The sequence below is a fragment of the Pedobacter sp. PLR genome (assembly GCF_026239675.1).
Taxonomy (GTDB): domain Bacteria; phylum Bacteroidota; class Bacteroidia; order Sphingobacteriales; family Sphingobacteriaceae; genus Pedobacter.
This window is the reverse complement of sequence record NZ_JAPIVQ010000010.1, coordinates 141,507-161,889: the sequence shown is the minus strand read 5'-3', so window position 1 is coordinate 161,889 and position 20,383 is coordinate 141,507. Positions and strand designations below refer to the sequence as shown.

14 protein-coding genes are annotated in these 20,383 nt (G+C 43.3%); 12 read left to right on the top strand and 2 right to left on the bottom strand.

Going from position 1 to position 20,383, the window contains the following annotated elements; all coding sequences use genetic code 11:
* Nucleotides 1-3: 3 nt before the first annotated feature.
* Complete coding sequence (locus OQX61_RS22170; RefSeq protein ID WP_265844012.1) at nt 4-1,164, bottom strand: efflux RND transporter periplasmic adaptor subunit; 1,161 nt, start codon at nt 1,162-1,164, stop codon at nt 4-6.
* A 382-nt stretch (nt 1,165-1,546) separates the two neighbouring features.
* Between OQX61_RS22170 and OQX61_RS22165 the strand changes: the two genes are divergently transcribed.
* A complete protein-coding gene (locus OQX61_RS22165; protein WP_265844011.1) occupies nt 1,547-2,167 on the top strand; it encodes a metalloregulator ArsR/SmtB family transcription factor in 621 nt (206 codons plus the stop codon).
* Here the strand turns inward: OQX61_RS22165 and OQX61_RS22160 are convergent.
* Nucleotides 2,164-3,177 (bottom strand): LacI family DNA-binding transcriptional regulator, encoded by a 1,014-nt coding sequence (locus OQX61_RS22160; RefSeq protein WP_265844010.1) that lies wholly within the window; start codon nt 3,175-3,177, stop codon nt 2,164-2,166. The two genes, OQX61_RS22165 and OQX61_RS22160, sit on opposite strands and share 4 nt — an antisense overlap.
* A gap of 251 nt (nt 3,178-3,428) precedes the next feature.
* Between OQX61_RS22160 and OQX61_RS22155 the strand changes: the two genes are divergently transcribed.
* The 11 genes from OQX61_RS22155 (at nt 3,429) to pelA (ending at nt 20,313) form a co-directional block, all read left to right on the top strand.
* A complete protein-coding gene (locus tag OQX61_RS22155; protein ID WP_265844009.1) occupies nt 3,429-6,659 on the top strand; it encodes a TonB-dependent receptor in 3,231 nt (1,076 codons plus the stop codon).
* 20 nt (nt 6,660-6,679) lie between these two features.
* Nucleotides 6,680-8,533 carry a RagB/SusD family nutrient uptake outer membrane protein gene (locus tag OQX61_RS22150; RefSeq protein WP_265844008.1) on the top strand — a complete coding sequence of 618 codons (1,854 nt, stop codon included), beginning with the start codon at nt 6,680-6,682 and terminating at the stop codon, nt 8,531-8,533.
* 12 nt (nt 8,534-8,545) lie between these two features.
* On the top strand, nt 8,546-10,153 hold the full coding sequence (locus OQX61_RS22145) for a DUF4957 domain-containing protein (RefSeq protein WP_265844007.1): 1,608 nt from the start codon (nt 8,546-8,548) through the stop codon (nt 10,151-10,153).
* 9 nt (nt 10,154-10,162) lie between these two features.
* Nucleotides 10,163-10,915: a rhamnogalacturonan acetylesterase gene (locus OQX61_RS22140; protein ID WP_265844005.1), complete on the top strand. Its 753-nt coding sequence runs from the start codon at nt 10,163-10,165 to the stop codon at nt 10,913-10,915.
* Nucleotides 10,916-10,918: 3 nt separating this feature from the next.
* Nucleotides 10,919-11,704, top strand: a complete 786-nt coding sequence (locus OQX61_RS22135) for a rhamnogalacturonan acetylesterase (RefSeq protein WP_265844004.1) — start codon at nt 10,919-10,921, stop codon at nt 11,702-11,704.
* Nucleotides 11,701-12,657 carry a pectinesterase family protein gene (locus OQX61_RS22130; protein ID WP_265844003.1) on the top strand — a complete coding sequence of 319 codons (957 nt, stop codon included), beginning with the start codon at nt 11,701-11,703 and terminating at the stop codon, nt 12,655-12,657. The genes OQX61_RS22135 and OQX61_RS22130 overlap by 4 nt, the downstream gene beginning before the upstream one ends.
* A complete protein-coding gene (locus tag OQX61_RS22125) occupies nt 12,636-13,634 on the top strand; it encodes a pectinesterase family protein (RefSeq protein WP_265844002.1) in 999 nt (332 codons plus the stop codon). The genes OQX61_RS22130 and OQX61_RS22125 overlap by 22 nt, the downstream gene beginning before the upstream one ends.
* Nucleotides 13,616-15,385 (top strand): glycoside hydrolase 43 family protein, encoded by a 1,770-nt coding sequence (locus OQX61_RS22120; RefSeq protein WP_322973639.1) that lies wholly within the window; start codon nt 13,616-13,618, stop codon nt 15,383-15,385. The genes OQX61_RS22125 and OQX61_RS22120 overlap by 19 nt, the downstream gene beginning before the upstream one ends.
* A 126-nt stretch (nt 15,386-15,511) precedes the next feature.
* Entirely contained in the window at nt 15,512-17,197 is a 1,686-nt protein-coding gene (locus OQX61_RS22115) for a glycoside hydrolase family 28 protein (RefSeq protein WP_265844001.1), read from the top strand.
* Nucleotides 17,198-17,329: 132 nt separating this feature from the next.
* Nucleotides 17,330-19,273, top strand: a complete 1,944-nt coding sequence (locus OQX61_RS22110) for a DUF4350 domain-containing protein (protein WP_265844000.1) — start codon at nt 17,330-17,332, stop codon at nt 19,271-19,273.
* The gene (gene pelA, locus OQX61_RS22105) at nt 19,273-20,313 is read left to right on the top strand and encodes a pectate lyase (protein WP_265843999.1); all 1,041 of its coding nucleotides are present in this window, start codon (nt 19,273-19,275) and stop codon (nt 20,311-20,313) included. Before OQX61_RS22110 ends, pelA begins: the two co-directional genes overlap by 1 nt.
* Nucleotides 20,314-20,383 lie beyond the last annotated feature (70 nt).

Genomic DNA, 20,383 nt, shown 5'->3' with positions numbered 1-20,383 from the left:
TTTTTATAATTGTGCAGCCGCAGTTGATAATTTTTTAACCGGCTTTGCCGTTTTGATTTTCATTCCGTCTTTGAGGTTATCGAGTCCTTCGGTCACGATCTGATCTCCAGATTTTAAGCCCTTGTTCACAATGAAATCTTTCTCCGTTCCGGCATCCATCACTTCAATTGCGGTGTGATGAACGGTGTTTTCAGGATCGATGGTAAATACAAAGTGCTTGCCTTGCAGCTCGAAAGTGGCACTTTTAGGAACCATTAGGGCATTGTTCAGTTGGGTTGGGATGCGTAATACGGCACTGGAGCCGCTCCATAACTTTCCTTCGGGGTTAGGGAAGACTGCCTTGAAATTTGCCGCTCCGGTACTGGCATTCAATACGCCACTTAGCGTTTCAATTTTCCCTTTGGTTGGGTACGCGCTGCCATCCGCCAGGATTAAAGAAACTTCCGGCATGTTTTTAAATTTATCAGTAGCCTGGTTGCCATCATACTTATTTAAGAAGGAGGCGAGTTGTTGCTGACTAAGCGAGAAAAACGCGTAAATCTTTGCGGTATTTGCAATGCTCGTGAGTGGCGTTTCGGAAGTACTGCTCACCAAACTTCCTATCTTATGAGGAAGACTACCTACTACGCCGTTGATCGGACTTATGATATGGGTAAAGGCAAGATTAGATTGCGCGGCGGAAAGAATTGCTTTTGCCTGTAGTAAGGCCGCTTTTTTAACGCGGACAATGTTTTTTGCAGCAGTATGTTCGAAATCATTGACAATCTTTTTATCTACGAGGGCTTTAGTTCTTTCTGCCTGGATGCTGGCTGTTTCCAAATCTGCTTCGGCAGCAAGTACCGCAGCCTGTTTGCTGTTCCTGTCCTGCTGGAAACTGTTGGCATCAATTATAAACAAGGGTTGTCCTTTGGTAACGCGGCTTCCTTCGGTCACATATACTTTTTCTATATACCCATCTACTTTGGACCTGATTTCCACAGTTTCTTCACCCTGTAGGATGGCCGGGTATTCTACGGCAACCGCAGTTCCGGAGGGTTCAATCAGGAGCGTAGAAAATTCAGGAAGGTCTTGTTGTTGTTCTTGTTGCTGTGCTGCGGTACAGGCGCTGAAAAGTGCGGTTAATAACAGGGGATAGCTGAGTAGTTTTGTGCGGGTAATGTTCATTAGATGACGGTGTTTTAAATGATTTTGTGCTTAAAAATTTGGGCATAGGATTCCTGCTCCTGATATCCGGAGGGATCAGAAGTAATAAGTTACGCGGGAATTATCGCGCTAAACAGGAATGTTTTCTTAGTGTTGCTTAAAAAGCACGTTCCAGTAAGGAACCAGATAGACGGGCAGCAAGTCAGCTGTCGCAAAAGGAGCAGTCAGGGTATTCTTTAGTAGCTTAATTGGCATAATCCTGTGGGTTGAATAATTGAATAATTGCTCATCTGCCGCTTACCTGATCGGACAAAGGCCATTATTATCGGTTTTAGGGCTTGATAAGTTCGGCAAAGTTAGTACTTTTGTTAATATAACAAGTAAATACTTGGTTTATTAGATTATGAAGACAAACAGATTTTTAATGTTGCTGAAAACCAGGGGAGCTTTGACTTCGGCTTCGATAGCGAAGGAGCTGGGTATCACCAATGAAGGGGCAAGATTGCAGTTATTGAAGTATACAGAGGAGGGCCTGGTGAGCTCATTTAATGAATCTACAGGAGTGGGGAGGCCAAAACAATTCTTTAATTTAACGGAGGATGGCCATGCGAAGTTTCCGGATACTCATGCCGAATTAACCGTAAAGCTGATTGCCGGAATGCGCGATGCTTTGGGAGATGAAGCATTGCAGAAAGTGATTGATGTGACCGAACAGGCTGGAAAACAACGTTATTTCGAGGAATTGGAACCGTTGGCTGATTTAGAAGATCGTATTGCGAAACTCGCGGAAATCAGGACCAGAGAAGGGTATATGGCGGAGTATAGTAAAGATGAATCCGGTTACCTGTTAGTGGAGAACCATTGTCCGATTTGTGCGGCAGCAAAAACCTGTCAGGGCTTTTGTACCGCCGAGCTTAACGTATTTAAACACGTTCTGGGAGAAGCTGTGAGCATCCATCGTATGGATCATATTGTAAGTGGAGACCGGAGATGTGCGTACCGGATTGCTAAAATCGAAGACTAACTACGGATCACCAGTTCGGTATCCAATACGCGGTTTTCAAATTCAGTAACCGGATATTTGCTTTCAATCAGCTTGATCAGCATTTCTGTAGCCAGGCGTCCCATTTCATAAGCAGGCTGCCTTACGGAGCTTAATGGAGATTTAAACAAGTCCAGCACATCGGAATTGCTAAAACCGGAGAGAGAGATTTCTTCGGGTACGGAAATATTGAATTTCTTCAACACCGTTAAACATCCGATGCTCAGGCGGTCTCCGGCAACAAAAATAGCATCAGGTTTATCTTTTAAGGACATGAGTTCTTTGATGGCCTGTTCCGTTTCTTCGGAAAACATGCCGCCATGCGGACAATGTTTGATATACTCCTGCTGTACCGGAATCCCATATTTGTTCAATGCTGCGGTATAACCAGCCAATCGTTCGATACTGATAGAAAGGTGGTCAGAACTGGTCAGGTGTGCGATTTTCCGGCGTCCGGATTCCAGCAGCTGTATGGTCGCATCATAGGCGCCTTGTTCATTATTTGCACTGATCTTATGAGTTTCAATGTCTTTGGCTACACGGTCGAAAAACACCATCGGTAAACCGCGGTCATGTAAAAGACTCAAATGAGCAGTATCACTAGTCTCCGCAGATAGCGAAACCAATAATCCATCTACACCTCTGGAGGCTAAATGTTGAATATTTATCTTCTCTCTTTCGTAAGATTCATGGGTTTGTGTAATGATGACATGATAGCCCCTGTCGTAGGCAATAGATTCAATTCCTCCAATGGCCTGAGAGAAATAATGGTTGGCCACCTCACTCACCAAAACCCCTATGGATTTTGTCCGTCTTTCTTTTAAGCTTAAAGCAATAGGGTTGGGTCTGTAGTTGATCCTTTGTGCATATTCCAATACTATCTTTTTCGTTTCAGAACTGATTTCGTGAGTATCTCTTAATGCCCTTGAAACAGTGGAGGTAGATAGGCCTAAGGCCTTTGCAATGTCTTTTAAAGTAGTTGGTTCGAACATGAAAAAGATGGAAAGTTTTAATAATCGGTCTATATAGGGCAATATAAGGATTTTCCTTCTAATTAAAAGTATCTGATTTTCAGGTCGGCAACGTTGTCGGGAACGATTGCGCAAATTTATCTGGCCCCGGAGATTCCTTTATTAAAAAAACAATGTAGAATTGTTAATGGAAGACTGAGCATTTTCCATACTAACCAAATTAAACCAAAACCCCCTTATCCCAAAAAAGGGGAGTATTAACCAAACCGAGTATGAAAAGAATTTTACTACTGTTTGTATTGTTGGCTATTGTAGTTTTCCGGGCGGACGCACAGAAAATTCGCCAGGTAACAGGCAAGGTAACCGACAAAGCAAGCAAGGAATCTATTCCTGGCGTGAGCGTTTCTATTAAAGGTACCGCCATTGTGGTGAGTACGGATGAGAAAGGCCAGTTTAGGATTTCTGTTCCTGATCAGGGAGAAACTGTTTTAATCGCCAGATATATCGGCTATGTGCCCCAGGAAATCCCGGTAGGCAAACAATCTAAAATCAATTTTATTTTACAGGAAGATGTATCCCAACTGAATGAGGTGATGATCAATATTGGTTATGGCTCGGTAAGGAAGGAAATGCTGACGGGTTCTGTATCAGTATTGTCTGGTAAGGATGTGGCTGATTTTCCGGTCGGAACATTGGCACAGGCGTTATCGGGTAAAATGGCCGGCTTATCGGTGACTACGCCAGAAGGTAATCCAGGTGCTGATATCCAGGTTAAAGTGCGTGGTGGAAGTTCGCTTACCGGCGACAATTCTCCTTTATATATTGTAGACGGGATTCCGGTAGACAATGCGCTTTCCATTTTATCTCCCGGTGAGATTGAGTCGATCAACTTGTTAAAAGACGTGGCCTCGACTGCGATTTATGGTTCCAGAGGATCAAATGGGGTAATGATCATTACCACTAAAGCCGGAAAATCGGGTAAAACAATCATTTCATTTGATGTATTCGGGGGTGCTCGTCAGATCGTCAACAAGTTAGAAGTGATGGACCCTTTCGATTTTGTAACTTATCAATATGAATTGTACAATAACAACACTTCTCTACAGGTAAAGGACGATTTCACCAAAGCTTACGGAACCTTTGAAGATTTAGAGATTTATAAGCATATTCCAAAAGTAGATTGGCAGGATAAAGTCTTCGGTCGCCAGGCCTGGTCAGCTACCCAGATTCTGAATATTTCCGGAGGAACTGATAAAACAACTTTCAACTTCTCGCTTAACAATACCAAAGAAGACGGGATTATGTTGGAATCTGCTTATAAAAGAACATTTGCTTCTTTTCGTTTTGACCATAAGATCTCTGATAAGTTAAGGTTCGGATTGAATGCGAGGTATAGTCGCCAGCGTGTAGACGGAGTAGGGACCAGCAATACGCAATCGCAAAGTGCCAACCGTTTAAGGAATGCAGTACGTTATCAGCCTTATCTGGGTGGTGGAGATTCAGGAGATTTGTTTGATGCAGATTTTCAGGCAACCAACCTGACCAATCCGATTAGTTTAGCGCATAATGAATTGAAATATGATTACCGCAATGATCTGATCACCAGCGCTTACCTAAGCTATCAGATTTTAAAAAACCTGACCTTGAAAAGCACCATCGGTTTGAATTATAACGACCGTCATGTGGATACCTTCAATGGCTTGCTGACGAATATCTCAAGAAATAATGCAAACAGACCTGCTATTCAGCTGGAGAACTCTTATAGCACGACTTTCATCAATACCAATACCTTAAATTACAAACCGGATTTAGGCTCAGACCATAGTCTGGATCTCCTTGCGGGACAAGAGTTGCGCAATGATGATGTGAATGCAGACAACATGCTGATTAAATGGTTCCCTGCAAATATTACTCCGGATGAGGCTTTCTCTAACATTCAGAAAACAGATTTGCCGAATGGCGCTGTTCAGGATAAGCCAACTTCTTTGGTAAGCGGAACAAGAAACCTTTCTGTATTCGCCCGTGCTGCCTATGCTTACAAAGGGAAATACCTGGCTACTTTCAATTTTAGAAGAGATGGTATTTCTGTATTTGCAGCTGGCAATCGTTATGGTAATTTTCCATCCGGACAAGTTGCATGGCGTGCTTCTGAGGAAGAATTTTTTAAGCAAGCGAATATTAAATGGATAAACAGCTTGAAATTCAGGTTGAGTTATGGTGCTGCCGGAAATAGCAGAATCGGTCAGGATTTGTTCAGAACGATATTCCTGGCGAATTCTACCGCAGGTGGCTATGCAGCTAATGATGCTGCGGTAAGCACCGGCTTGATTTCGACGAAACTGGCTAACCCTAACATTAAATGGGAAACCAATCTTTCTACCAACATTGGGGTTGATATGGAGCTTTTCAGTAACCGTTTAACCGCAAGCATCGACCTGTATGAGAATAAAACAAAAGATTTATTGCTGGATGCTAACATTTCACCGATCTCGGGTTATATTTCTCAACAACAAAATATAGGTAAAACACAAAACAAAGGGATTGAGCTACAATTGGGCTTCCTTGCGGTGAAAAGCAGAGATTTCAGCTATAACACCAGTTTCAACATTTCCTTCAACAGGAACAAAATTCTGGAATTGCAAAGTGGGGTGAATTCTTATCTGACGCAGTCGGGATGGGTAAATAGCCTTGCAGATGTGAAGGTAGAAGTAGGGAAGCCTGTCGGGCAATTCTATGGGTATATTTCTGATGGCAGATACACTGTAAATGATTTCGACTATGTACAAAACACCAATACCGGTGTATATACTTATACTTTAAAATCCGATGTGCCCAACAGCAAATCTTTAATCGGAAACAGAGAGCCACAACCCGGAGATATGAAACTGAAAAAGCTTTCTTCTTCGGAAAGTATGGTGATTACTGAAGACGACCGTACCGTATTGGGCAATGCCCAACCAAAGTTTACCGGTGGATTCAACAACCAGTTTACGTATAAGAATTTTGACATGACTGTATTCCTTAACTTTTCCGTAGGAAACAAGGTCTACAATGCGAATCGTTTAGAGTTTACTTCTCAGTATAATGTGAAAGACAACAATTTGTTGGAGATCATGACGCAACGCTGGAAGAATTTTGATGCAAATGGAGTCAAAGTAACTGATCCGGTAGCATTAGCCGCGTTAAATGAGAACACCACTTTCTGGACACCTACGCCTGGAAACTATGCCTTAACTTCTTTTGCGATTGAAAACGGTTCTTTCCTGCGCATCACGAATGTGACCCTGGGTTATACACTTCCTGAGCAACTAATGAAACGCACAGGATTTATTTCCAGACTTAGGGTGTATGGTACGGTAAATAATCTATTGACGATTACTGGTTATTCAGGATATGATCCGGAAGCCAATACCCGCAGAAGTAACCCGCTAACACCAGGGATTGATTACGCCGCTTATCCGCGTAGCCGATATATCCTTGCAGGTATTAATCTTGTCTTTTAATCCATTCAGCTACGAAAGAAATGAAAACGAAAATATTATCAGCTGCCATTATGGCTTTTACGATTGGCACTTTAAGCATACTTCCTTCCTGTAAAAAAGCGTTGGAATTTGAATCTCCTTCTGTTTCCTCGCCTTCAACGGTCTTCGAAAGTACGGTGTATACCAACTCTGCCCTGATTGGGGTGTACAATAGATTGGTTGGTGACGACGGATATGGAAACCGGTTGGCAACAATCCTGAACCTGAGTGCCGATGATTTTAAAACATCAGGCAGTTACAGCTCTTCAGATCGTAGAGGGGTAAGTATGTATGGGGCAAGCTCCGACAATACAGAATTGACCAAACCTTTTGCGCAATTGTTTGCAGGTGTAGAACGTGCCAACATTTGTATTAAATATATCCCGTTGTCAAAATTATATACCAGTGGTACTGCTGCTCAGAAAGAAGAAATGGGCAGGTATTATGGGGAAGCACTGGCCTTAAGAGCTCAGTTTTACCAGGAACTGATCCGCAACTGGGGAGATGTTCCGGGAACTTTTGTTCCGGCTTCTGATGCGCCTACCCTGAACTTTTTCAATAGCAACCGCGATGAAACTTATGATCAGCTCTTGAAAGACCTGGAACTGGCACAAACGCTGGTGCCATGGAGATCAAAGATCGCCGATTACGGGAGCTTCCGTTTTACCAAAGGAGCAATAAAGGGGCTAAGGGCAAGGATTGCTTTAGCCAGAGGTGGATACGCTTTACGTATTGATACCCGTCGAATGGAAAGAAGAGCAGATTATTTAACTTATTATAAGATCGCAGCAAAAGAATGCGCTGAGGTGATTGCTGAGGCAGCAGAACATGATTTAAATCCAAGTTATGAAAATGTGTTTAAGACTTTGCATGGTGCGCGTCTGGATGATGCTCATGAGTTAATGTTCGAGGTTGGTGCATTTGGAGGTAATGCTTCTACAGATAGTAAACTGGGTTATTATAATGGCTTAAGATACTCTGCTAAATCTACCTTTGGACAAGGTGGTGGTGGTATGAACGCAATTCCTACCTACTTTTATGAGTTTGATCCTGCTAAAGATAGCCGGAGAGATGTGACCATCGGTGTATACGAGATCAATGACAATTCTAAGAAAATCCTGAATGTAGCGACTACCATGACCGATGGGAAATTCAGAAAAGCATGGACAGCCTTTAACAACACTTCCACTTCTCAGAATTTCGCCATCAACTGGCCTATATTGCGCTTTTCAGATGTACTGCTGATGTTTGCAGAGGCTGATAATGAGGTTAATGGCGGGCCTTCTGCTGATGCTAAACTGGCTTTAGAAAGAGTGCGTAAGCGTGCTTACCTGGGTTTCGAAACGGTTATCCCTGTAACTCCACAAGATAAAGCTGGATTCTTTGAGGCGATTGTAAAAGAACGCTTACTGGAATTTGGTGGGGAAGGGATTCGTAAATATGACCTGATCCGCTGGAACCTGATGGAGACGAAGTTTAATGAAACACGTAATAAGTTGAAGGATTTTATGAACGGTGTTGGCGCGTATGCCAATGTGCCGCTTTATATTTATGTAAAAGAGAACAATTACCTGAAAGGCGGCAGCGTAGCGGAAGTGGCCAACCTGGACTTTTATGGCGGTACGCCAAATACGGTATTTTATAGTGCAGGTCTTGGAACTCCGGCAGCACCTGCGGGTGGATATACTGTTAAAGCATGGCGCATGGCAGTGAATGATGATAAGGTTTCCGGATCTATCTCTGGTACTGCAAATGGTTTCGCAACGTACTTCAAAGCAAATGAACGCGAGCTGTTACCTTACCCTAAAACGGTGCTCATCGAAACTACCAATATGGTTCAAAATAATGGTTATTAAGTCTATACAGTCATGAAAAGAAATCTTTTAACGATCGCTTGCCATTGTTTTCTATTTGCAAGTTCAGCCTTGTTTGTCTCCTCCTGCAAAAAGGACGAAACACCAACAGCGGCCCCAAGAATTTTTAAGCCCTCAGAAATTAAAGTGGTAGCCTCAGAAAGCTCCGCATGGTTAAGCTGGAAAGCTCCTTTGTTTACCGGTGACAATCCATATAGTTATACCGTAGATTTTTCTACAGATTCCTTGTTCTCTACTACGGAGTTTTCCGGTAAAACCGATTCTGCTGGTTTTACGGTTAAGGAGGGAGAGCTTAAATTAAGGCTCAAATATTTTGCCCGTATCAAAGCAAATGCAACCGCTACACAGCCGGAATCTAAATATATGTTGAGTTCAGGATTTAAGATTGTGGGTAAACAATTGTTTAGGGCCGACAAAATAACGGTTAGGGACAATAGTGTAGACCTTGGCTTTTTGGAAGTTCCGGCGGGTTCTAAAATTGTCCTGACTCCGGAAACCGGAACTGCAATTACAGTAACTTTAGGTACAGCCGATCTGGCCAAAAAATCGGTGACTATTCCGGGTCTTATGGCCAGCACCAAATATACTGCGGAGTTGTTTTCAGGAACAAGTAGCAATGGCTACCTGACTTTTACAACATCAGCACCGGTTGTCTATACGGTAAAGATTACACCGGCTGATAACCTGGCGGGCATCATTGCTACGGCTGCGGATAATGCGGTGATTGGTCTGGAAGATGGTACCTATGAATTGCCGGCCTTAGTAAATCTTGCCGGTAAAATGATCACTTTAAGATCAGTGAATGATAATCCGGAGAAGGTAAAAGTAAACGGAAAAGGCTTTACCCTGACTGGTACGGGAGCTGGTCTTTCGTTTTCAGGAATTAACTTTGATGGAACAGCCTACAGTTCCTTGTATTTCTGCGATTTGATTAGCTCCGGTACAGGCGTTGCTTCTACATTTAAAAATGTCAGGTTTGAAAACTCCTGGATTCATGGGATCAGCACGGCTATTGTACGTGCGGATCGGAATACTTTGTTCGTCATGAATGAACTGGAGATCAACAGATGTAAGATCTATGATATTTCTGGTACCAGTTATTACCTGTTCCACCTGGATAAACTTGCCTTTAAATCATTGAAAATTACGAAGAGTACCATCTATAACAGTTCGCCAGGTTTGGTAAATTGTAAAACCACGATGGCTGGTGCCGCGCCAGAGGTAAGCATCAGTGAGTGTTCCATCAATAATATCGGCTTTGCCGGGATGTATACATTGATCATTGCGGCTGCAAACCCGGTTACCTTTAGCATGAAAAACTCTATTATTGCCAATGCACCGCGTTCTGGTACGGTGGCAGGACTAACCTCGATTACTTCAGGCGCTTCTGTTACAACTTTTGAATACAACAATACTTTTAACCTGAAAACAAGCAATACCAATGGAACTGACTTGCCTTTACCTGCCGGAGCTAAACTGGGACAAACGGTAGATCCGGGCTGGAATGCGAATACCACTCAATTCACTTTGCCTGCCGGATCTGTATTGTTGAAAAGCAATAGCAGCGGTGGACAAGTTGGCGACCCGCGATGGGCACTTTAAATCACAGGAATGAGAAAATATAGCTGGTTTGCTTTAATGGCCCTGGTATTGATGTCTTTTGTTTCAACACCTCCGCAAAAAATGAAAATATACCTGATCGGGGATTCTACGCTTGCTGTTAAATCAGCAGGCGCTTTCCCTGAAACTGGATGGGGAATGCCTTTTGCTAATTTTTTTAGCGAAGCTGTTTTAGTCGATAACCGCGCGAAGAATGGGAGGAGTACCAAAACCTTTATCTCAGAGAATTTATGGGCGCCAGTGGCCTCAGGACTTCAAAAAGGCGATTATGTGTTGATTCAGTTTGGTCATAATGATGAAGTGAAAACCAAAGCCAGCTATACACCGGAAGCAGATTTCGTAAAGAACCTGTTGAAATTTGTTCAGGAAACCCGGGCAAAAGGTGCTTTCCCGGTGTTGATCACGCCAGTAGCCAGAAGAAGTTTTGATGATTCCGGAAAAGTTAAGGAAACCCATGGGGTATACGCAGCGCTGGTTAGGGAATTAGCCAAATCTTCCGGGGTTCCTTTGATTGACCTCGATTTGAAAAGTCAGGTCTTATTGCAGCAATATGGTCCGGAGCAATCTAAATTGTTGTTCAACCATTTAGAACCAGGAGAACATCCAAATTATCCGGAAGGGAAAAAAGATGATACGCATTTTAATGAACTCGGTGCAAGAGAAATGGCACAACTGGTTTTACAGGAAATGAGCACATTAAATTTACCGGTATTAAGGTTTCTGGTTAAAAACAAGATTAATTAAGAAATGATGCAAATCACTCAATTTAGAAAGTTAAAGATAGTTGCAGTTGGCTTAGTCTGTTTATGTACTGCTTTTATAAACGGGCAAACGCCAATAAAGGTCTGGATGATTGGTGATTCCACAATGTGTGATTATGAAAGTTCCAGAGCGCCCTTAACAGGATGGGGAATGCCCTTTGCCGGTTTTTTTACCGCTGATGTGGAACTGAATAACCGCGCAAAAGGAGGAAGGAGTACCAGAACGTTCATCGCAGAAAAACGATGGTCAAATGTATCGGATAGCTTAAGTAAAGGTGATTATGTGCTGATTCAGTTTGGTCACAATGATGCCGCTAAAGGAGAGAAATATAAAGAGCGCTACACTTCTGTAGCAGATTACAAGACTAACCTTGCCAGGTTTATCAAAGAAAGTAGGGCGAAAAATGCCATTCCTGTGCTCATTACTCCGGTATCCAGATTGAGTTTCGATAAAAGCGATCATGCAAAAGAAACGCATACGGAATATACCGCTGCGGTATATGAAGTAGCGAAAGCGTATGATGTCCCCCTGATTGATCTTGATAGAGACAGCAGGGCGATGTATGAAAAAATGGGTCCATTGGCCGCTAAAAAACTGTTTATGCAGCTGGAACCTGGTGTTCATCCGAATTATCCGGAAGGTAAAAAAGACAATACTCATTTTAATGAGTTTGGAGCCAGGAAAATCGCCCAGCTTGTGCTTTCAGAAATGAAAAAGCAGCAATTGGATTTGTGTAATTATATCGTACAACCTAAAGCAACAAAGAAATGAAAATGATATTATGGCTCGCTGTTTTTGGTCTTTTAGGCCCGGGACAGTTAAAAGCACAAGATAAAACGTTGGTGGTTGCTCAGGATGGAAGCGGTGATTTTAAAACGGTTCAGGAAGCAATCAATGCCGTTCCTGATTTTAGAAAAGTAACCACTACTATTTTTATTAAAAACGGACGCTATAAAGAGAAGTTAAACCTGTCGGCCTCCAAAAAGATGGTGACGATGATCGGAGAAAGTGTGGAGAAGACCATTCTTTTTTACGACGATTACGCGCAAAAGAAGAACCGCTTTGGCGAAGAAATGGGAACCTCCGGTTCTTCCGGATTCTACATTTATGGCGATGACTTTACCGCTAAGAACATCACCTTTGAAAACACGGCTGGCCCGGTAGGTCAGGCCGTGGCATTATGGATAGCCGGAGACAAAGCCAGCTTTTTGAATTGCAGGATGTTAGGCTTTCAGGATACGCTGTATACTTATGGTCCCGGAAGCAAGCAATACTTTTACCACTGCTTCATTAGCGGAACGGTAGATTTCATCTTCGGATCAGCCACCGCTGTCTTTGAAGATTGTGAGCTATTCTGTAAACAACCGGGTTTTGTAACTGCTTCCTCGGCACCGGATTCTGTAAAACATGGCTATGTATTTTTGAACTGTAAAATTACAGGAACTGCGCCTGCACAATCCGTTTACCTGGGGAGACCCTGGCGTCCATATTCACAAGCAGTTTTTTTGAATTGTGACCTTGGTGAAATGATTAAAGCAGAAGGCTGGAACAACTGGGGTAAAACCAGCAATGAGCAAACTGCTTTTTATGCGGAGTACCAGAACAAAGGAATTGGCAGTACTCCAGGAAAAAGAGTGAGCTGGGCGAAGCAACTAAATGATCAGGAAGCTGCGGATTATACACTAGAAAAGATATTTAAAGGATGGATACCAGCAAAAAGTTAATATTGTTCCTGATGTTGTTGGGAGCGTGTTTTCGGACAATAGCTCAAAACACTGCTGGCCAAAACACCCCGGCTCAGGTTAGTCAAACCTTTCCGGCCTCTTTTACGGTAAGTAAAGATGGAAGCGGGGACTTTCAATCTATTCAGGCTGCAATTAATGCCGTCCGCGATTTCTCAGTTCCCGTAGTCACCATCCACATCAAAAAGGGAGTGTACAAAGAGAAACTAGTCGTACCCTCCTGGAAAACAAAAGTGTTTCTTCTCGGAGAAGATAAAGAGCAGACTGTGATCTCTAACGGGGATTATTCAGGCAAAGCAGGAATCAATACTTTCAATTCCTATACGTTACTGGTGCAGGGGAATGATTTCAGGGCAGAGAACCTGACCATTGAAAATACTGCTGGTCCGGTTGGACAAGCAGTCGCGCTTCATGCAGAAGGAGATCGTATGCTGGTTAAGAATTGCCGGATAACCGGGAATCAGGATACGCTGTTTCCTGCTGTAGATACCAGCAGACAGTATTATGTGGATTGCTATATAGAAGGAACCACCGATTTCATCTTTGGGGCGGCGACAGTAGTCTTTGAACGTTGCCATATCCACAGCAAAAGGAATTCTTACCTCACAGCAGCTTCAACGACTCCGGCACAACCTTATGGTTTTGTGTTCCTGGATTGTGAGCTGACTGCATCCCCCGGCATCACAAAAGTTTATCTCGGCAGGCCCTGGCGGCCCTATGCCAATACCGTATTTATAAACACAGAAATGGGTTCGCATATCTTGCCTGCGGGCTGGTCTGCCTGGAATGCGAACGACAATCATAAGACCAGTTTTTATGCGGAATACGGTTCTAAAGGACCAGGTGGAGCAACTACAGCAAGAATCCCATGGTCAAAGCAATTGTCTAAGAAAGAAGTTAAAGCCTATACATTAATCAAGATATTTTCAGGAAAAAGTTTATGGAAGCCGGAACAATAGTTAAACGATCAGCAGTAGTTAAACAATCAGCAGTAGCTAAAGAAACCACAATGGTTAAGCAGACAGGGATTACCCGTTTATGGATAGGAAGTCTATGGCTGGGTAGTTTGTTCTTCTGTGGAGGATATGCAAATGCACAACTCCGGAAGGATTTAAACGGAAATTCAATGCTTAATAAGTCCGCCATCAGTAAAGTCTGGGTGGCCGATCTTGGTAATGGAAAGTATAAAAATCCGGTATTGAATGCCGATTATTCAGATCCTGACGCGATCAGAGTGGGTGATGATTTTTATATGATTGCCTCTAGTTTTGATGGTGTTCCCGGAATCCCGATCCTACACTCCAAAGATCTGGTGAACTGGTCAATTATCGGCCATGCCTTAACCCGACAAATTCCTGAAGCTCATTTCTCTAAGACTCAGCACGGTAATGGCGTATGGGCACCTGCCATTCGTTTTCATAAAGGAGAGTTTTATATCTATTACCCGGATCCGGATTTCGGAATCTACCTGATTAAAGCAAAGGATCCGGCCGGCAAATGGTCTGCACCAGTTATGGTGGCCGAAGGAAAAGGACTGATTGACCCTTGTCCGTTTTGGGATGAGGATGGTAAAGTTTATCTGGCTTATGCCTATGCAGGCAGCAGGGCGGGAATTAAAAGTGTCCTGGCGGTTAAAAGGCTGAATGAGGCCGGAGATCAGGCGATAGATCAGGGGCAACTGGTTTATGATGGTCATGAGGAAGATCCGACCATCGAGGGGCCCAAATTTTATAAACGTAACGGATACTATTACCTGTTTGCTCCGGCAGGCGGCGTAGCTACCGGATGGCAACTCGTACTACGTTCTAAAAACATCTATGGTCCTTATGAAAGAAAGGTAGTGATGGATCAGGGGAAATCCCTGGTAAACGGTCCACATCAGGGTGCCTGGGTTGATACACCCGGGGGAGAAGATTGGTTCCTGCATTTTCAGGATAAAGGCCCTTATGGCCGGGTGGTACATTTACAACCTATGAAATGGGTCAAAGATTGGCCGGTCATCGGATTGGATCCAGCGGGAACAGGAGTAGGTACTCCCGTATCTGAATACAAAAAGCCGGCTATGGCTAAGGTTTTTCAAATCCTCACACCCGCAGAAAGTGACGAATTTAATGAAAACAGTATGGGCCTTCAATGGCAATGGCAGGCCAATCCGGAAGCCACCTGGGCTATTATGAACCCTGCAAAAGGAAGCCTAAGACTTTTTACGCAACAAGCTCCCGAAGAGATGAACAGTTACTGGGAAGTGCCAAATCTGCTCCTGCAAAAATTCCCTGCGGAAGAGTTTATGGCTACTGTTAAAATGAAATTCAGTCCTAATCTGAAGTTGGAAGAGGAAAAAGCAGGATTAATTGTCATGGGCAGAAGCTATGCTAATCTTGCTTTAAAAAGTAAAAACGGACAGGTATCCTTAGTTTATACCACATGTATAGGTGCTGCTAAAGGAAAAAAGGAACAGGAAATCACGATTACAGACTGGAAAGAGCAAGCAGGGGAAGTGTATTTGCGTGTTAAAGTAGGAAAGGGTGCACTTTGTACTTTTAGCTATAGCCTTGATGGATCGGATTACACCTCCATTCCAGGGTCTTTTCCCGCGGAAGAAGGACAATGGATCGGTGCTAAAATGGGGCTGTTTGCCGTTAAAAAAGGAAAAAGCAATGATTCCGGTTATGCCGATGTTGATTGGTTCCGTGTGGAAGCAGCTCAGTAATACGGGAACGATTGCGCAGTTATTTTGAGCGCTTTTGTTTTATTCTCTCACAAAACTATGTAGAATTGTGTACCAGCTGGAAACAGCGGTAACCAAATATATTTAAGATACCTAAACCAGCCTTGTATGAGCAAAATTACCCCTATGCTATGGACTTTGTCTTTTTCCCTTTTGTTATGGAACCCTATGGTTTCAAAAGGACAGGGATCAACCAAAGCGCAGCAATATTCCTTTGATAACCTACCGAAAGTAAAAGGAACGCAGTTTAAAAAAGACACCATCAATATTCTTAGCTATGGAGCCAAAAATGACGGCATCACACTAAACACTAAAAGCATCAATTCGGCCATTCAGGCGATGAGCAAAAAAGGTGGCGGTGTAGTCGTTATTCCTGCGGGATTATGGCTGACAGGTCCTGTGGAGTTGAAAAGTAATGTGAATCTTCACCTACAGAAAAACTCCCTGTTACAGTTTAGCAAAGACTTCAGGCAATATGAACTGGTGAAAGGAAACTGGGAAGGACTTTCGCAGATGCGCAATCAATCGCCAATCTGGGCAAATAACGAGGTAAATATTGCAATAACCGGTTTCGGAATCATTGATGGTGCTGGTGATGCCTGGAGAATGGTCAAAAAAGATAAATTAACAGAAAGCCAGTGGAAGAAATTACTGGCTTCGGGCGGTTTAGTGTCTGAAGACAAGAAAATCTGGTATCCTTCTGCTTTAACGCTTAAAGGATCAAAAATGAAAGATCCAGGAAAAATCAGTGCAGAGAAAACGCCGGAATTCTATGAAAGTATCAAGGATTTCTTACGACCTAATCTAATGGTATTGTACCGTTGTAAGCAGGTTTTACTGGAAGGAGTAACCTTTCAAAACTCTCCGGCGTGGAACCTTCACCCATTAATGAGTGAGGATATAACTGTTAGAAATGTATATGTTAAAAACCCATGGTATGCACAAAACGGAGACGGGATAGACATTGAGTCCTGTAAAAATGTGCTGATTGAAGGAAGTACTTTCGATGTTGGTGATGACGGGATTTGTATTAAATCCGGTCGTGATGCTGCAGGAAGGGAACGTGGAGTGCCTACCGAAAATGTGATCATCAGAAATAGTACCGTTTACCATGCCCATGGCGGTTTTGTAATCGGCAGTGAAATGTCAGGCGGTGCTAAAAATATCTTCATCTCTGATTGTACTTTCATTGGCACAGACATCGGTCTGCGTTTTAAAACAACCAGAGGAAGAGGCGGTGTGGTAGAAAACATCTATGCTAAAAACATCAATATGAAAGACATTGCCGGCGAGGCCATTCTTTTTGATATGTACTATGCTGCGGTTGATCCGGTTCCTCTAACGGGAGAGCAGCGCGAAGCGCCTAAAGTAGAATTACTGCCTGTGACTGAGGAGACACCTGTTTTCAGGAAGTTTTATATCCAGAATGTCGTTTGTGATGGAGCTGCCAAAGCAGTATTCGTTCGTGGATTGCCGGAAATGAGTATTTCTGACATCTATCTGGATAATCTGGTGATCAAAGCCGATGAAGGTGTAGACATTCAGGAAGCTAAAAATATTCATTTGACAAATGCACACCTGGACATTCCTAAAGCAAAGCCATTACTGTATGTGCAAAACGGGAAATCGATCTTTTTTGACAATATCGACTATACGAATGCAGAACTGCTGATACGCGTTTCCGGCGACCAGAATAAAGACCTTAAAATCTCTGGTACGGCCACTGGTAAAGCAAAAGGGATCTCGGAATTTACGCATGGGGCTAAGTCTGCGGTACTCGAAATGAAGAAATAATAAGCGCCGGATGGATCGCATATGTTGGATTAAAAATTAAGCTTAATTGTTTTAAGTATTTGGTTTTAATTCTGTTATGTGATTTTTACCCGGGGGTTTGGAAATAAGCTTGTACCTGATTAAAGAAACAAAATGAAAATAACCTGGATAAATACTGCGGTAGCTTTGCTGGTTCTACAGGCAAGCTGCTCTTCTGTAGCCTATGCACAGTCAGATAAGCCGCTCTCAGAGCGTATGGCGGCTAAAGTGATGGAAATATGGGCAGACTCATTAAACCTCAATCCTGAGCAGCCTAAGCCGGTTAAATGGGCTTATGATCAGGGCGTGATCCTGGAAGGAATTGACGGGCTTTGGAAAAGAACCGGAAAAGGCGAATATTTTAAGTACATGCAGAAAAGTATGGACTTTTTTGTCACCAAAGAAGGCCTTATTCAACGCTACAAGCCTCAGGACTATAATATTGACCATATTAAAAATGGCCGTTCACTCCTTACTTTATACAAAGTGACCGGTCAGATGAAATATTTTATAGCCGCTACCGCATTAAGGGAGCAGCTTAAAGGACATCCAAGAACTAAAGAGGGTGGTTTCTGGCATAAAAAGATCTATCCACATCAAATGTGGCTGGATGGCTTGTACATGGGGCAACCTTTTTACGCAGAATATGCGGCATTGGTTAATGACCAGGCCGCTTTTGACGATATCGCAAATCAGTTCATCCTGATGGAAAAACATAGCAAGGATCCTAAAACGGGTTTGTTGTACCATGGCTGGGATGAATCAAAAGAACAAAAATGGGCAAACCAGGTAACAGGGCAGTCGCCAAATTTCTGGGGACGCGCCATGGGCTGGTATGCAATGGCGCTCGTTGATGCACTGGAGTATTTCCCTAAAGACCATCCAAAAAGAAAGACACTCCTGGAGATTTTAAACAGGACCGCTGTGGCGATCAAAAAGTACCAGGATCCTAAAACCGGACTATGGTACGACATTCTGGATCAACCGGATGCGAAAGGAAATTATCCCGAAGCTTCTGCTTCCTCCATGTTTGTCTATAGCCTTGCCAAGGGGGTAAGGAATGGAGATTTATCAGACTCTTATCTTGTTGTTGCAGAGTTAGGTTATCGTGGAATAGAAAAAGTGTTTATAGAGCAGAATGGTGATGGAACAGTGAGCCTGAAAGGCACGGTTAGTGTGTCTGGATTAGGCGGCAAACCATACCGCGATGGCAGTTTTGCTTACTATATGTCTGAGCCGGTGATTACCAATGACCCTAAAGGTGTAGGTGCCTTTTTATTGGCTGCGAACGAAATGGAATGGGCATTAGCACCAAAACCCGGAAAGGGAAAAACCGTGCTGCTGGACAATTACTTCAACCATGAAATTAAGAAAGACCAAAGTGGAAATGACCTCTCCTGGCATTACAAATGGGCAGAACGCGCAAATGGCGGTTTTTCGATGTGGGCAGGTGTTTTTGAAAGAAATGGTTTTAAAACAAAGGAGCTTGGAGCAGGACCAACCTTGAAAAACCTCAGCAATGCTGCGGTATACATCATCGTGGATCCGGATACCGAAAAAGAAAGCCCAAAACCTAATTATATTGGTGCTACTCACATCAAAGACCTCAGTTCCTGGGTTAAAGCAGGAGGGTTATTGGTACTGATGGCAAATGATACAGGCAACACCGAGCTGGATCATTTTAACCAGCTGGCAAAGCCTTTTGGCATTCAGTTTAACAAAGACAGTAAGGGTAGGGTCAACAAGAACGAATATGAAACCGCAAGGATCGATGTACCTGCAAGAAATTCTATCTTCGAAAATACAAAACAGCTGTTTGTGAAGGAGTTTAGTAGTTTGTTGTTAAGTGATACTGCAACTCCGGTTGTCAAAGATAAAGCAGGGAATAACGTCATTGCCATTTCAAAATACGGCAAAGGAACGGTCTTTGTTATTGGTGATCCCTGGCTATATAACGAGTATGTAGATGGCAGGAAGTTACCTGCCGGATACGATAATTTCACAGCAGCAACTGATCTGGTACAATGGTTGGTTAAGCAATTACCCTCAAACAAATAATGAAAATATTAACCATCGCTTTTATGGCTGTGATGCTGAGTTCCTGTGCTGTTGCGCAGAACCTCAACGAGCGCCCTTCAAATTTGGATAGTACAGCAGAAAAAATGTTGGTTTATCAACGTAGTGTGGGAGGATGGCCGAAAGCAGTTGGCAAAGTAGCTATTGATTACAACCGGGAACTTTCTACACTCCAACGATTAGAGATTAGGGCAGATTCCCTGCATGACGATGCCACAATTGACAACAAAGCAACGACAAGAGAATTGCGTTATCTGGCCACAGCCTATACCAACACCAGAAACCCACGTTACCTGGCTGCGGTAAAAAAGGGGATTGCCTATCTTTTTAAGGCACAATATGAGAACGGTGGCTGGCCGCAATATTTCCCGGATCACCATTTGTACCGCGGACAAGTTACTTACAACGACAATGCCATGGTCAATGTGTTGAATGTGCTGCAGGATCTGGCAGAAGGAAAAGAAGGCTTTGAGGCACTGTCCGAAGAAGACCGTAAACGGGCTTTAGTTGCCGTTGATAAAGGAATATCCTGCATTTTAAAAACGCAGGTAGTCCAGGATGGAAAGTCAACCGTATGGTGTGCGCAATATGACCAGCATACCCTGAAACCTGCTCAGGCACGGGCCTTTGAGCCGGTTTCATTGACAGCCATGGAATCTGTTGCGATAGTAGAATTCTTAATGCGACAGAAAAACCCTTCTACCGCGATCATAAGCGCCGTAAAGTCTGCGATTCAATGGTTCGGTAAGGCAAAAATTACCGGCTATGATTTTGTATTCATTAGTGATCCGAAGCAAGTCGGTGGTAAAGACCGCGTGCTGAAAGCGGACGCATTGGGTGTGATATGGGCCCGGTTTTATGACCTGTCTACCAATACGCCTATTTTTATGGGGAGGGAGAGTATTCCTAAAAAAACAGTAGCAGAGATTGAAGTGGAAAGACGGGTAGGGTATGCCTGGTATGGTAAATGGCCTGTAAATCTGATTGATAAGAAATATCCGAAATGGTTAAAAACCCTGTAGCCATATCTTGAATCCTTCCTGCCTGTCTGCCGACCTGATTTCATCAGGCGGTTATCCCCCGGTAATCCCG

Bases quoted from the DNA above. Each gene is read 5' to 3' on its own strand.
- OQX61_RS22170 (WP_265844012.1), bottom strand. From the start codon at position 1,164: ATGAACATTACCCGCACAAAACTACTCAGCTATCCCCTGTTATTAACC.
- OQX61_RS22165 (WP_265844011.1), top strand. From the start codon at position 1,547: ATGAAGACAAACAGATTTTTAATGTTGCTGAAAACCAGGGGAGCTTTG.
- OQX61_RS22160 (WP_265844010.1), bottom strand. From the start codon at position 3,177: ATGTTCGAACCAACTACTTTAAAAGACATTGCAAAGGCCTTAGGCCTA.
- OQX61_RS22155 (WP_265844009.1), top strand. From the start codon at position 3,429: ATGAAAAGAATTTTACTACTGTTTGTATTGTTGGCTATTGTAGTTTTC.
- OQX61_RS22150 (WP_265844008.1), top strand. From the start codon at position 6,680: ATGAAAACGAAAATATTATCAGCTGCCATTATGGCTTTTACGATTGGC.
- OQX61_RS22145 (WP_265844007.1), top strand. From the start codon at position 8,546: ATGAAAAGAAATCTTTTAACGATCGCTTGCCATTGTTTTCTATTTGCA.
- OQX61_RS22140 (WP_265844005.1), top strand. From the start codon at position 10,163: ATGAGAAAATATAGCTGGTTTGCTTTAATGGCCCTGGTATTGATGTCT.
- OQX61_RS22135 (WP_265844004.1), top strand. From the start codon at position 10,919: ATGATGCAAATCACTCAATTTAGAAAGTTAAAGATAGTTGCAGTTGGC.
- OQX61_RS22130 (WP_265844003.1), top strand. From the start codon at position 11,701: ATGAAAATGATATTATGGCTCGCTGTTTTTGGTCTTTTAGGCCCGGGA.
- OQX61_RS22125 (WP_265844002.1), top strand. From the start codon at position 12,636: ATGGATACCAGCAAAAAGTTAATATTGTTCCTGATGTTGTTGGGAGCG.
- OQX61_RS22120 (WP_322973639.1), top strand. From the start codon at position 13,616: ATGGAAGCCGGAACAATAGTTAAACGATCAGCAGTAGTTAAACAATCA.
- OQX61_RS22115 (WP_265844001.1), top strand. From the start codon at position 15,512: ATGAGCAAAATTACCCCTATGCTATGGACTTTGTCTTTTTCCCTTTTG.
- OQX61_RS22110 (WP_265844000.1), top strand. From the start codon at position 17,330: ATGAAAATAACCTGGATAAATACTGCGGTAGCTTTGCTGGTTCTACAG.
- pelA (WP_265843999.1), top strand. From the start codon at position 19,273: ATGAAAATATTAACCATCGCTTTTATGGCTGTGATGCTGAGTTCCTGT.